Here is a 12,709-nt window from a genome sequence, read left to right on the forward strand (position 1 = left end):
AAAGCGGTTCTGCTTTTTGTTTCATTGTCTTGTCCTTTTAGATTATTTTTATGGCTTAATGGTATTCAAGCAGACAAATTTTACGGATGTATGTGCGGAACTAAACAGATGGTTTTTGGAATTTTTTTATTTATGACGGTTAATGGGTTGGCTCAGGGGACTGGTGTTTCCTTTAAGGACAGTTGGGCGAACATGTTGGCGCAGGATGACCATGAGAAAAACTTCCGTTTTTCTCATTTTGTTGACTCACTGAATACCCTGGTGGGAGACCTGCGTCCTGATTCTGTCAACGGAAATATGCCTGCTGGTTGGACCAATGCTTCCAATGAAACCAATTCTTTGGTGGTGATGGCGGGTGTTTTACCCTTTGATTCTGAGCCCGACCGTTTAATATGGATGGTTCAACCGCAAAGCGACACTGGCACGGCCAGCGTGTTCGCTTCTCCCTTGTCTTCAGCCACAGAGGCACTCAAAAGCCATTACTTCGCTTAAAGAATTATGAATTGGGTGCATCAACCTTTGTATCTATGGAGGTTTCGGTCGGCAGCCTAAAGGTTTTTGAATTGCCGGATATTTTCAGTAAGGTTGTTTTGGCCCAGTTGGTGGCAAGCACCCGTGATGATGAAAAATTGGAGTTGAGCCGACAGTTATGGAAGCGCATGGAATTGTTATTGGAACATGCGCCCTATTTTGATCAGGATTTTTCGGCCTATGAGAAAATATCGACCCTTTTATCCCCGGATGGCGTCCTGAAAATTATCACTTGGAATGTGGCCCTGGAAAATGGCACAAATTCCTTTGTTGGTGGCCTGGCCGTTAAGCATGACGGAAAAATTGAGGTACATGAATTAATTGATCAGTATCCTTCCATTAAAAATCCGGAGCAAGCCTCCTTGTCGACCAAAAGATGGTATGGCGCTGTATATTATGACCTCATAGAAACCCGGTACAGGCGTAAATCCTATTACACTCTGTTGGGGTTCAATCCCAACAATCGCTTCTCAAAGATTCGCGTGATTGACGTATTAACAATTAGTTCCGGAGGCAAGCCCCATTTTGGAAATGCCATTTTGGAGGTGGATGGTCGTTTGCGAAGGCGTAAGGTGTTTGAATACAGTGACCGCGCCAGTATGATGTTGCGATACGATGCCGGTGAGGACATGATCGTTATGGACAATCTGGCTCCCATGGAACCATTGTTTGAGAATAATTTCAGTTATTATGGACCTGATTTTACACACAATGGATTCAAGTTTGAAAAAGGTAAATGGGTATATTATAATGACATAGAGTTACGTAATCCTGCCACGCCCCGTCGTAGGCCATAAAAAATATTTTCATGAAGCAAAAAATTGTAATGATTGGTGCCGGAAACGTGGCCACGCATTTGTGCATCGCGCTTAAAAATGCAGGTTATGATATTATTCAGGTCTTTAGCCGTGATATTTCAAATGCGGAATGTTTGGCCCCTTTGGTCGATGCCGTTGCTATTGATACTCTTTCTGAAATTGAGACACAGGCCGATTTGTACATTATTTCCGTTTCAGATAGTGCCATTCAGGACGTCATTTATGAAATGCCCGATGTACATGGCGTGGTAGTTCATACGGCCGGTAGCATAGAAATGGAAACCCTGGCCAAATTTCCATTACACGGGGTTCTGTACCCCTTTCAAACATTTACCCGCGAAAAGGAGCTGGAATTTAGTCAGGTGCCCGTATTGGTTGAGGGAAATGTTTCTTTATCCAGAAAATTGGTTTGGGATGTGGCCAATGCCATTAGTGATAATGTGCAGAAAGCGAATGGTTCCAAACGAAAAATCTTACATATCAGTGCCGTATTTGCTTGTAATTTTGTCAACCATTTGTATGCCCTGGCGGATGACTTGCTGGAGAAAGAAGGATTGGAATTTTCGATGCTGGAACCCTTGATAAGAGAAACAACTCAAAAGGCATTGTCCATGAAACCGGTGCATGCACAAACGGGACCTGCCACGCGTGGTGACCGGGAGGTGATGAACAATCATATGGAGGCGCTCAATTCCGGTACTTTTCACCACGACATTTATGCCCTTTTATCGGAAAGTATTTTTAAATTCGCAAAAAACGAATATTCATGACCAATTTTAAGGAAGATTTAATGCAGGTGAAAGCCTTTGCATTTGATGTGGATGGCGTCTTAAGTTCCGATACCATTGCGATGCACCCGATGGGTGAGCCTATGCGAACGGCCAATATTAAGGATGGTTTTGCGTTGCAAAAAGCGGCCAAATTAGGGTATCCCATTGCCATTATTACCGGTGGAAATACAGATGCTGTCAAAATCAGATATACGAATTTGGGGGTTGAGGATATTTATATGTCGTCTTCACATAAGATGGTTGATTTTGAGGCCTGGATGGAGAAGCGTGCCCTTAAACCTGAAAATGTTTTGTATATGGGTGATGACTTGCCCGATTTTCATGTGATGCAAAGAGTAGGTGTGCCTGTTTGTCCCTCTGATGCGGTGGAGGAAATTAAGTCCCTGTGCAAATACATCAGCGACCGAAAGGGCGGTAAGGGATGTGTGAGGGATGTGATTGAGCAGGTTTTGCGGGCCCATGGGAAGTGGGGGAGTGATTATAGGTGGTAGGGGGAGGAATAGGTTGAAAGGGTGAGTGGGGGTGATAGGGTAGGAAGGGAGGATTGGGTGAGTAAGGCCGATGGGTCGATAGGCCGATAGGTCGATAGGTTAAGAGGGGGAAAAGGGGGGATAGGGTAGGAAGGGGTGAGTAGGGTTGATTGGGTAGGAAGGTGAGAAGGGTTGCGAAGCGAAGCAGGAGTTGTAACAAAGTGGAATACCGAGGATCGGTACCCGCAAAGCGGGAATGGGTGAGAAGGGTTGGAAGGGTTAGTTGGGTAATTTAAATATTAATAGATGGCCTTTTTACGATTGATACGGGTTAAGAACCTGGTTATTATTGTGTTGATGCAATACCTGCTAAGGTACGGGTTGTTGTTGCCGATGCTGGGTTTTTATGGTTTGGAACCGGCGCTCAGTGACTGGACTTTTTTGGTTCTGGTGGCTTCGACTGTTTTTTTGGCGGCTTCGGGATATGTGATTAATGATTATTTTGATATCAAGACGGATTTGATCAACCGGCCTGAAAAGGTGGTGGCTGGTCAGGTGTTTCAGCGTCGTACGGTATTGCTTTGGCACGTGATATTTACCTTTCTGGGCGTTTTTACCGGACTGTTTCTGGCTTACATTACGCGTAAAGAGAATTATGCCTGATGTTTATATTCATCCCGGGCTTGCTGTGGTATTATTCCACCACGCTTAAAAAACAAATTTTGGTGGGTAACCTGGCGATTTCGTTGCTGACGGCCATGGTGCCTTATTTCGTGGTGTCGTTGGAATTTGCGATGTTGGCACGGGTTCATGGGGCAGCCATCTTGTCCACCGAAGCTTGCTCCATGGCTTGGTTTTGGACCACCGGATTTGCTTTTTTTGCCTTTGTCAGTAATCTGAGTCGTGAAATAATTAAGGATTTGGAAGATTTAAAGGGGGACCAGGAATCGGGTTGCCGTACCTTGCCGGTTGAAATGGGAGAGGGGGCTACCAAAACGGTTGTCCTGATTCTTAATCTGGCGACAGTAGCAGCCCTTTGGGTGGTCTTTTTTGTGGTACCAGAGCTTAAAAACAGTGGTCTTACCCTGTTGTATTTCAGTTTGTTTCTGACCCTTCCTTATTTGTTGCTAAGCGGACTTGTCCTAAGGGCCAAAGATAACAGGTATTACCATTGGGCCTCGCAGATAAGTAAACTGATTATGCTGGCCGGTATTCTGTTTGTATTTGTGGCCCGGACTTTTTTCTAACTTTAATCTTTCTTTATGTTGGATAATTTAAAGGATTACACCATTATATTAGCTTCCCAGTCGCCTCGTCGTCAGGATTTATTGAAAATGGCCCATGTGGATTTTGAAGTGGTGGTGGTTCCGGATGTCCCTGAAGACTTTCCTGCAATAATGCCCGTAGAGGATGTTCCGGAGTATTTGGCCAGTCAAAAGCAGAAGGCCTATGCGCATATCTGGTCAAAACCTCAGACGCTGGTCATTACGGCCGATACCATTGTTGAGTTAAAGGGGCAGGTGCTTAATAAGCCGGCTGGCCGACAGGAGGCCATTCAAATGTTGCAACAACTTTCCGGAGCCCGGCACCGTGTATTAACAGGTGTGGTGTTGAAAAGTGCTCTCAAGCAACATGCTTTTACTGCTGTCACCGATGTCTGGTTTAAAGAGCTCAATCTGGCTGATATCGAACATTATGTCGATACCTGCCAACCCTTCGACAAAGCGGGTGCCTATGGTGTTCAGGAGTGGATTGGGTTGATTGGCGTGAGCCACATCAACGGATCTTTTTACAACGTCATGGGATTACCTGTGGCCAAATTGTTTGAGGAACTTCGAAATTTTTAATATAAAAAATAATTGACATGATGCGATGGATGACAACGTTTGTTTTAATGATTGTTTTTTTGGGGCAAGTGCAGGCCAGGGAGGGGATGTGGATACCTATCCTGCTGGAGAAGTACAATATGGCCGACATGCAGGAAAGAGGCTTTGAACTGACCGCTGAGGATATTTACAGCATCAATCAGGCCAGCATGAAAGATGCGGTGCTGATTTTTGGCGGCGGATGTACCGGAGGCGTCATCTCTTCGGAAGGTTTACTTATTACCAACCATCATTGCGGCTATTCGGTCATTCAAAAGCACAGTAGCATCAGCAATGACTACCTGACCGATGGTTTTTGGGCCATGTCGCGTGAGGAGGAGTTGGTCAATCCGGATTTAAAGGCGACTTTTTTGCGCCGGATGGAAGATGTAACCGACCGGGTCCTTTTGGGGGTTGAAGATTCCATGTCCATGGAAGAAAGAAAGCAAATAATTTCGGTTAATGTCGATTCCATTAAAAATGAAGCTGTTAAAGGGACCCATTATACGGCCAGAGTGGAGCCATTTTTTGAAGGTAATCAATACTTTTTATTTGTCAATGAAGTATTTACAGATGTCCGTTTGGTCGGAGCCGCCCCTTCTTCCATTGGCAAATTTGGCGGAGATACGGATAACTGGATGTGGCCCAGGCATACAGGCGATTTTGCCTTATTCAGGATATATGCCGATGCGCAAAATCGGCCAGCCGATTATGCTTCTGACAACCAGCCCTATGAACCCCTGCACCATTTTCCCATTTCTTTAGCCGGGGTGGAAGAGGGGGATTTTACCATGGTCTTTGGTTACCCGGGAACCACTCACCAGTATGTTCCCTCTTATCATTTGGAGATGCTAAGTGAAACGGTCTATCCTAAGTTGATTGCCGTACGCGATGCCAAGCTGGATGTCATGACACACTATATTGAATACGACCGGGCAGTTAGGATACAGTATGCGGCCAAGCATGCTTCCTTGTCGAATGCCTGGAAGCGGTGGAAAGGAGAAATCAGGGGTCTGGATAAACTGGATGCCATCCATAAAAAGCAGACGAATGAAGCGGCCTTTTTAAAGTGGGTTCAGGAGGATGCTGCCCGAAAGGAAAGATATGGTTCGCTTTTGGAAGAATATGCCGCCATCTATAAGGATTATTCCGAGTACCGTTTGGGACGTGATTATTTACTGGAACTCATTGGCCGGTCGGGTCTGGAACTGATTCGTCTGGCTGGTAGCTTCAACAGATTGGCGGATTTACTGGAGGAGGACCCCAAAAACGAGTCACTTATTTCTCAGGAAAAAGAAAAATTAAAACTGGAAGTGGAAAAGCATTTTAAGGACTACTACTTGCCCATTGACAGGGATATTACACAAATTTTAATGGCGCAAGTCCGCCAGGATTTACCGGAGCGATTTCAACCGCTTTTTTATTCAACCATGGATGGTCAGTTCAACGGAGATCACAGTGCCTTTGTTGCGAATTTATTTGATGCATCCGTTTTTACAACTGCTGAAAGCGTTCATGCATTCATAGACACGCTTTCGCCCAAAAAACTCAAGCTTCTGGAAAAGGATCCGGCTTTTATGGTTTATAACGATTTAAGAGATCTGTATCACAACACCGTGCACAAAGGCTACGAAAAGCTCAATGTTCAGCTCGATAGTCTGGACAGAATACACATGCTGGCCTTACAGGAATTTGATACGGAAAAGGTTTTCTACTCAGATGCCAATTTTACGCTGCGTATCTCCTACGGCCAGGTTAAGGGCTATGAGGCCCGTGATGCGGTATATTACGATTATTTTACCACCCTGGATGGCATCATGGAAAAGGACAACCCGGATATTTATGATTACGATGTACCGGTGCGACTAAAAGAACTACATGCGACCAAAGATTATGGTGTTTATGAAAAGGACGGTACGGTGCCGGTGTGCTTTGTTGCCACCAACCATACCACAGGCGGTAATTCGGGCAGTCCGGTCGTCAACCAAAGAGGAGAGCTCATTGGTGTTAATTTTGACCGCGCCTGGGAGGGGGTGATGAGCGATTTGATGTTTAACCCGGATCAGTGCAGGAACATTTCTGTTGATATGCGCTATGTCCTTTTCATCGTGGATAAATTTGCCAATGCCGGCTATTTGATTGATGAAATGACCGTTGTTGAATAGGTTATGGATTTTTCGGCCGTTTATGTGTAACTTTTGTCCCGCTTGAGGTGTCATAGCACTGTGATTATCATTTGTAATTTATAACCCTCTTAATGCATCATCAAATGAAACAGACAAAAGGATGGATAACTTTGCTTGGTCTGGTATGGCTATTAAGTAGCTGTGTTTATGCCGGCAGTGAAGGAATTCAAAAGGAAACACGAAAACTGGCCCCTTTCAGTGAAGTCAAAGTAAGCACGGGCGTACAGTTGTTTTTAACGCAGGGCGATGAAAATATGGCCTTAGTAGAAGCGGATGGGAGCATCATCGATAATGTGGTGGTCGAAAGTAAAAACGGCGTTCTGGAGATATATTACAAGTCCACCGGCTGGAATTTATTCGGAAGAAATCTGCGACATGGTGAAATTAAAGTGCTTTTAACCTTCACACGCCTTGAAAAATTGAAAGCCTCCTCGGGATCCAGTGTTCATTCTCAGCATGTATTGAATTTGGGCGATTTTGATTTGTCTGCTTCATCGGGTGCCAACAGTTCATTAGAGCTAAGCGCCAGAAGAGTCAGCATGGATGCTTCTTCGGGTGCCAATGTTAAGGTTAAGGGAACGGCTGATTCCATATATGCCGAGGCGAGCAGTGGCGCCAATGTCAAGGCCAGTGACTTTGTGGCTCTGGCAGGTGCTGCAAGAGCCAGTTCCGGAGGAAGTGTCAAAATTTATGTCGATGGAGATGTGGATGCCAGGGCCAGTTCTGGTGGCAGCATAACTGTTTTTGGGGATGCTGCGTTGCGAAATGTGGAACAATCGAGCGGGGGTAGTGTGAATACCCGCTAGCGGCCGGAAAGTTCCGCTGAAGATGTAAAAACGGGGTTGAGACTTTTGGTCTCAACCCCGTTTTGGTAGTCTGTTATTAAAAGGTCTGTCTTTTACGCGTTAGAATTTCAATGGTCAAAACGGTAAAAAGCAAACGGTTGTTGGTTAAATTAAAATTAGGTGGTAACGGTTATTTTTACTTTTCCTGCTAAAATCTCTTCTGCCATTTCAAGAATGGTGGTGTCATCCAGTTCTACAATGCCACCGTCGGGCCCTTGTTCCAAGTGAATTCCTACGCTTTTACCCCTATCGTAGTTGGCCCCTCCAAAATAATTTCTAACTGTCTCTACGTCGAGGTTCAGATTTTCAGCAATGGTGCGGGTTGCGCCTTCAGGAAGACTATCCTTAATCCTCCTAAGCTGATTAAAAGTTATGGTAGTACTCATAATTGAAAGGTTTTAAAAGATTACTTGATTGATTGTTTTAAAGATAACAATTTCAGTAAATAATTAATGCAGATTTAACATTAAATCTCCCAAAATTAACAAAAATTAATACCTGTGTGATTGTAAATATCCTTTCAAAAACAGGTAGCCCTTGATGGCCCTGAAATTGAACCTGTTTCAGCTATTTTTTAATGTTAAATTAAAAGACATCGGTTCGCTTTCTGACCTAAAGTGGCCTTGCTACCCACTGTTAAATCAGGGTTTTGGCCGATAAAAGAATGATGACAATGGAAAGTATGCCCGTAAATACAATGGTTCTTGTATCGTACTGTTGATGGGGCTTCGCAATGACTGTAACCATACGGTTTATAAAACGATCATAGAGCCAGTAAACCAACCAGCCCAACAGTATGCCCAATAAGCCACCAGCCAGAATGTCACCGGGATAGTGCACGCCCAAATAGATTCTTGAATAGGAATTGAGAAGGGCCCAGGAAAAAATAAAAAAGGTAAAACCCTTGTCTTTAAAGAGCAGAGTAGAAAACATTGCCAGTCCGAATGAATTGGTGGCATGCGAGGATACAAAACCGAATTTCCCTCCCCGGTACTCATTCACCAAATGCAATAGGCCCTCCAGAGCGGGCTCCCTGGAGGGACGAGGTCTTTCAAAAAAGGGTTTAAAAAAGCCACTGGATATCTGATCACACAGGACGACAACCAATGCAATGGCCAAAAGTGTCCATATGGCCCGTATTCCGTGGGCTTTTATAATACTATAGAGCAATACAGCGTAGAGTGGCAGCCAAATGATGATGCTGGTTGATATCCAGAAAAAATGATCCCAAAGGGGCGCATTGAATCCATTCAGGAAAAGAAGAAGGTCTGTGTCTGAGTTTATGAGTGACTCCAAAACGATTGGTTTAGTTTATTTTCATTTTATCGTCACAAATATAAGGGAATAATGTCAATTTTTTTTTGAATCATTTAATCGTATCTGCTTCAGCACTCAACTCTACTTCTTGCAGAGCCTCGAAAACGGTAGATAGCGTTTCCTGCAATAAAGGCCCCAGGTCCTCCAGAATAACGCCGGTTTCCGCCAGTGCTTTTTGCACCTCTTTGCTTACTTCTTTCATTTCTGCCTTGAACTCCTCCGATTCCAGTTCTGTTTTAATCTCTATATTCATTTCATCCATGGCCTGTTTGATTTCCTTCCTGACTTCCCGCATCTCTTCCGCAAATTCGTCCGATTTGAAATATTCAAGTTCCTCTGATATTTCTATTTGCGCTTCCTTAATATCCTTGCGGGCTTCCTGCATGTCTTTTTTGAATTCCTCAGAATTCAATTCACTTCGTGCTTCACTTAAAGCTATTCTGGCATCTTTTAGGGCCTCACGAATCTGTGCTTTGTTTTCCTCGCTCAGACTATCCCAGGCGATCACTTTCCCTTCTTCCAATTGGATGGATGTGGGGTCTGTTATGGTGACAGTTTTCCGAATAGTGTCCCGCACCAGCATCGGGTTTTCTTTGTCGCTTCCAGCAAAATGGTCGTCCGCTTTTGAATTGATGGAAACGGCCGGGTTCATCCAGGCAATGGATAAAAGGGCTGTCAATAATAACAAAATGCCGGCAACTTTGGGGGCTGAATTACTCTGTTGTGTTTTCATGGTCATGATCTTTTTAATTCGGGTTAATAGATGAAATTTTGATTGAGTGGCAGCAACTGCCCATTTGTTTTGGTGCTGCCGGCTTTCTTCCAATAGTAATAGGGCGTTGGCGTAATCGTGCGGTTCTCTGGTTTTCGCTACCACCCATTCGTCCACACAATTTTCCCGTTCCCGTCGCATGGCGCTATTGATGATCCAGACAGCCGGGTGATAAAATAAGGCTATTTCGAATATCTGTTGAAGGATATTTATGAAAGGATCGTTGCGTCGGATGTGGTAAAGTTCATGCAGAATGATGCTTTCAATTTGGGAGGGAGACAGGCAGGTTAGCATGGATGCCGGCAGCAATATGAAAGGTTTAAAAAATCCGATGACCGCAGGTATCGAAACATGCTCTGATATTCTTACGCCAATTTGTTTTAGCATACCTGTATCAATGGTCAGCTTTCTCACCATTCTAAGCAGGTCGGCGTCCTGTGCCGGACTTGAAGCCTTGGTCAACCGGGTCAGTTGGTAATACTTAAAGAGCGTATAGGAGGCCACAAAGACCAGTCCCAAAAGGTAGGCCCAAAAAAGAACGGGAAGGGCTTCCTCAGAAATGATCCGGTCGAGAAAGGAGCTGTTGTTCACCACATAGAATGGCGTAGCTCTCCGGTCGCCATCCATCCTTGCTCAGGTAGGTTAATGGCCGCTAGTTTGCTCGCTGAGCTGTACGTTTGATACTCCTTGACAAAGGTGATGAAGGCCGTAAGTATGAGCGTCAGAAGGCCAGTCAATGAGACATTGTACCTATAGGTAGCTGTGGCATTTTTGTTCATATGAAGGATGCCATACCACAAAGCCCAAATAATGGTGAACTGCCAGAAGCTATGTATGATGGTCCATGCCACCGCATAAACGACCGGTTGTGTGAGGTTTTCCAGAATGCTCATGGTTTGGGAGGATTTGATGAATGGTTCGTTTTTTCGTAGCTGTTCAGATAATCCCGGATTTCCTGAAGTTCTGATTGGGATATGGGATCAGATGAAAGTGCCCCAATGACCAGTTGGCTGGTGGATCCTCTGAATAAATTCTTTTTTATTTTTTGCATCAGGCTTTGTTCTACCGACGATTGACCAATGATGGGTTGATAAATGTGTACCCGTTGATTGGTATCCCGTTTAAGCAATTTTTTTTCGGTCATGATTTGCATCAACTTGAGGGTAGTGGTATAGCCGATATCTCTTTTAGAGGCCAACACCTCATGCACTTGTCGCACGGTGGCCTTCTTGAATTGCCAGAGTACCTGAAGAATTTCCAGTTCGCTTTCAGTGGGCTGTACATTATTCATGGTTCTTGATTTTTGTCAGTTGTACGAATTGTTTCGTACAACAAATGTAATACGAAAAATTTCGTAATGCAAGCGTAAATGAATTTTTTTGGGTTTAAAACAATTGAATGATTACTTTTGTCGCCATTGATTATTAAAAACTGTTTCCCTTAAGGGGAACCCAACAAAAGTTATTTATGGAGTTAAATCTTAAGAATCCTATTGTATTCTTCGATCTTGAAACAACCGGCATCAATATAGCTACCGACCGTATTGTGGAGGTTTCCATTTTAAAAGTGAATATCGACGGAAGTGAAGAGGTGCGCACCCATCGGGTTAATCCGGAGATGCCTATCCCCAGGCAATCCTCTGAGATTCATGGTATCTATGATGAGGATGTTAAAGACTGTCCCACTTTTAAGGGCATTGCCCGTGAACTGGCCAGGTTTATTGAAGGATGTGATTTAGGTGGATATAATTCCAATAAGTTTGATGTGCCATTGCTGGCTGAAGAGTTTATTCGTGCTGAAGTGGATCTGGACATGCAAAAGCGTCGTTTCATCGATGTGCAGACGATTTTTCATAAAATGGAGAAGCGGACGCTGGAAGCGGCCTATAAGTTTTATTGCAACAAGGATTTGAAAGATGCCCACAGTGCAGAGGCCGATACCCGTGCAACCTTTGAAGTCCTAAAGGCCCAGCTCGATCGCTACAAGGAATTGGAAAACGACGTGGTCTTTTTATCTAAATTTTCCACCTTTAACCGGAATGCGGATTTTGCGGGACGAATTATTTTTAACGACAAAGATGAGGAAGTCTTTAATTTTGGAAAATATAAGGGCGTACGTGTAACAGACGTCTTGGAGAAGGATCCTGGCTACTATGGCTGGATGATGAATGGCGATTTCCCGCTTTATACGAAAAAAGTATTGACCAATATTAAGTTACGACAGTTTAACTCCTAGAGGTCCATCGCGGATGCTTGTGCGGAAGAAATGAATTAAATAACCAGGTTTTATTTTTACAGGAATGAAAATATTGTGTATTGGACGTAATTACGAGGAGCATGCCAGAGAATTGAAAAATCCGCTTCCGGCGGAACCGGTGGTGTTCTCAAAGCCAGATTCTGCCTTGCTGCGCAATAATGCGCCTTTTTATTTACCCGGCTTTGCCCAAATGTTTCACCATGAGGTGGAACTTGTTGTGAAAATCAGTCGTTTGGGCAAAAATATAGAAGAGAGATTTGCCCACCGGTATTACGAAGAAATTGGTCTGGGGATTGATTTCACCGCCCGCGATTTACAGGATGAATTGAGAGGCAAAGGCCTGCCCTGGGAAAAATGCAAGGCTTTTGACGGGTCAGCCGTGATTTCAGAATTCACTCCAAAAATGCGTTTGTCCGACATCAACAACATCAACTTTAAGTTGCTGGTGAATGGCGAATTGCGTCAGGCAGGCAATAGTCGCGACATGATAAACTCGGTCGATCAGATCATTGCCCACGTATCTAAATACTTTACCCTGAAAATTGGCGACCTGATTTATACCGGCACCCCCGCCGGCGTTGGCCCGGTCAAGGTGGGCGACCGCCTCCAAGGCTTCATCGAAGAAGTCCCCTTCTTCGACTTCATGGTCAAATAACATCTCATTTGACGTCGTTTTCAGTTGAATGCTCGGCGTAGTTTCGAACTACGTCGTAAAGATTGGCGTAGTTTCAAACTACGCCAAGCCTACCCACCTAATGACCTAACGACCTAACGATCCCGCCTTGCGGGACCTCAAGCCGCAGGCGCAGTTCCGATTTATCGGAAGCGCTTCGCTTCGCAACCCATTCTACCCTATCA

At 44.4% G+C, this 12,709-nt stretch carries 16 protein-coding genes; 11 read left to right on the plus strand and 5 right to left on the minus strand.

The annotated features are described in order from the left end of the window. Nucleotides 1-90: 90 nt before the first annotated feature. The 9 genes from JCM15548_RS18835 (at nt 91) to JCM15548_RS18870 (ending at nt 7,467) form a co-directional block, all read left to right on the plus strand. Complete coding sequence (locus tag JCM15548_RS18835; RefSeq protein ID WP_157482958.1) at nt 91-492, plus strand: hypothetical protein; 402 nt, start codon at nt 91-93, stop codon at nt 490-492. Nucleotides 493-527: 35 nt separating this feature from the next. Next, nucleotides 528-1,328, plus strand: a complete 801-nt coding sequence (locus JCM15548_RS18840; RefSeq protein WP_062128540.1) for a hypothetical protein — start codon at nt 528-530, stop codon at nt 1,326-1,328. A gap of 11 nt (nt 1,329-1,339) precedes the next feature. Then, a complete protein-coding gene (locus tag JCM15548_RS18845; protein WP_062128542.1) occupies nt 1,340-2,119 on the plus strand; it encodes a Rossmann-like and DUF2520 domain-containing protein in 780 nt (259 codons plus the stop codon). Then, on the plus strand, nt 2,116-2,631 hold the full coding sequence (locus JCM15548_RS18850) for a KdsC family phosphatase (RefSeq protein ID WP_062128544.1): 516 nt from the start codon (nt 2,116-2,118) through the stop codon (nt 2,629-2,631). The genes JCM15548_RS18845 and JCM15548_RS18850 overlap by 4 nt, the downstream gene beginning before the upstream one ends. Before the next feature lie 285 nt (nt 2,632-2,916). Further along, a complete protein-coding gene (locus tag JCM15548_RS25880; protein ID WP_262487151.1) occupies nt 2,917-3,273 on the plus strand; it encodes a UbiA family prenyltransferase in 357 nt (118 codons plus the stop codon). Beyond that, complete coding sequence (locus JCM15548_RS18855) at nt 3,273-3,857, plus strand: UbiA family prenyltransferase (protein WP_262487153.1); 585 nt, start codon at nt 3,273-3,275, stop codon at nt 3,855-3,857. Before JCM15548_RS25880 ends, JCM15548_RS18855 begins: the two co-directional genes overlap by 1 nt. Nucleotides 3,858-3,872: 15 nt before the next feature. Beyond that, on the plus strand, nt 3,873-4,457 hold the full coding sequence (locus JCM15548_RS18860) for a Maf family nucleotide pyrophosphatase (RefSeq protein ID WP_062128546.1): 585 nt from the start codon (nt 3,873-3,875) through the stop codon (nt 4,455-4,457). A 17-nt stretch (nt 4,458-4,474) separates the two neighbouring features. After that, nucleotides 4,475-6,640, plus strand: a complete 2,166-nt coding sequence (locus tag JCM15548_RS18865; RefSeq protein ID WP_227626035.1) for a S46 family peptidase — start codon at nt 4,475-4,477, stop codon at nt 6,638-6,640. Nucleotides 6,641-6,744: 104 nt separating this feature from the next. Further along, on the plus strand, nt 6,745-7,467 hold the full coding sequence (locus tag JCM15548_RS18870; protein ID WP_062128548.1) for a head GIN domain-containing protein: 723 nt from the start codon (nt 6,745-6,747) through the stop codon (nt 7,465-7,467). Between the two features lie 155 nt (nt 7,468-7,622). Here the strand turns inward: JCM15548_RS18870 and JCM15548_RS18875 are convergent, their stop codons facing one another. From JCM15548_RS18875 to JCM15548_RS18895, 5 genes are all read right to left on the minus strand, one after another. After that, nucleotides 7,623-7,892, minus strand: a complete 270-nt coding sequence (locus tag JCM15548_RS18875) for a hypothetical protein (RefSeq protein ID WP_062128550.1) — start codon at nt 7,890-7,892, stop codon at nt 7,623-7,625. A gap of 250 nt (nt 7,893-8,142) precedes the next feature. Further along, a complete protein-coding gene (locus JCM15548_RS18880; protein ID WP_062128552.1) occupies nt 8,143-8,802 on the minus strand; it encodes a phosphatase PAP2 family protein in 660 nt (219 codons plus the stop codon). 70 nt (nt 8,803-8,872) lie between these two features. After that, nucleotides 8,873-10,222, minus strand: a complete 1,350-nt coding sequence (locus JCM15548_RS18885) for a M56 family metallopeptidase (protein ID WP_083985257.1) — start codon at nt 10,220-10,222, stop codon at nt 8,873-8,875. Next, complete coding sequence (locus JCM15548_RS18890; protein ID WP_062128557.1) at nt 10,183-10,488, minus strand: hypothetical protein; 306 nt, start codon at nt 10,486-10,488, stop codon at nt 10,183-10,185. Before JCM15548_RS18890 ends, JCM15548_RS18885 begins: the two co-directional genes overlap by 40 nt. Beyond that, the gene (locus JCM15548_RS18895; protein ID WP_062128561.1) at nt 10,485-10,886 is read right to left on the minus strand and encodes a BlaI/MecI/CopY family transcriptional regulator; all 402 of its coding nucleotides are present in this window, start codon (nt 10,884-10,886) and stop codon (nt 10,485-10,487) included. Before JCM15548_RS18895 ends, JCM15548_RS18890 begins: the two co-directional genes overlap by 4 nt. A 176-nt stretch (nt 10,887-11,062) precedes the next feature. Between JCM15548_RS18895 and JCM15548_RS18900 the strand changes: the two genes are divergently transcribed. Next, complete coding sequence (locus JCM15548_RS18900) at nt 11,063-11,830, plus strand: 3'-5' exonuclease (protein WP_062128562.1); 768 nt, start codon at nt 11,063-11,065, stop codon at nt 11,828-11,830. Nucleotides 11,831-11,894: 64 nt separating this feature from the next. Beyond that, nucleotides 11,895-12,506, plus strand: coding sequence for a fumarylacetoacetate hydrolase family protein (locus JCM15548_RS18905; protein ID WP_062128563.1), 612 nt, complete (start codon nt 11,895-11,897; stop codon nt 12,504-12,506). Nucleotides 12,507-12,709 lie beyond the last annotated feature (203 nt).

It is taken from the genome of Geofilum rubicundum JCM 15548 (genome assembly GCF_000974365.1).
Taxonomy (GTDB): Bacteria; Bacteroidota; Bacteroidia; order Bacteroidales; family Marinilabiliaceae; genus Geofilum; species Geofilum rubicundum.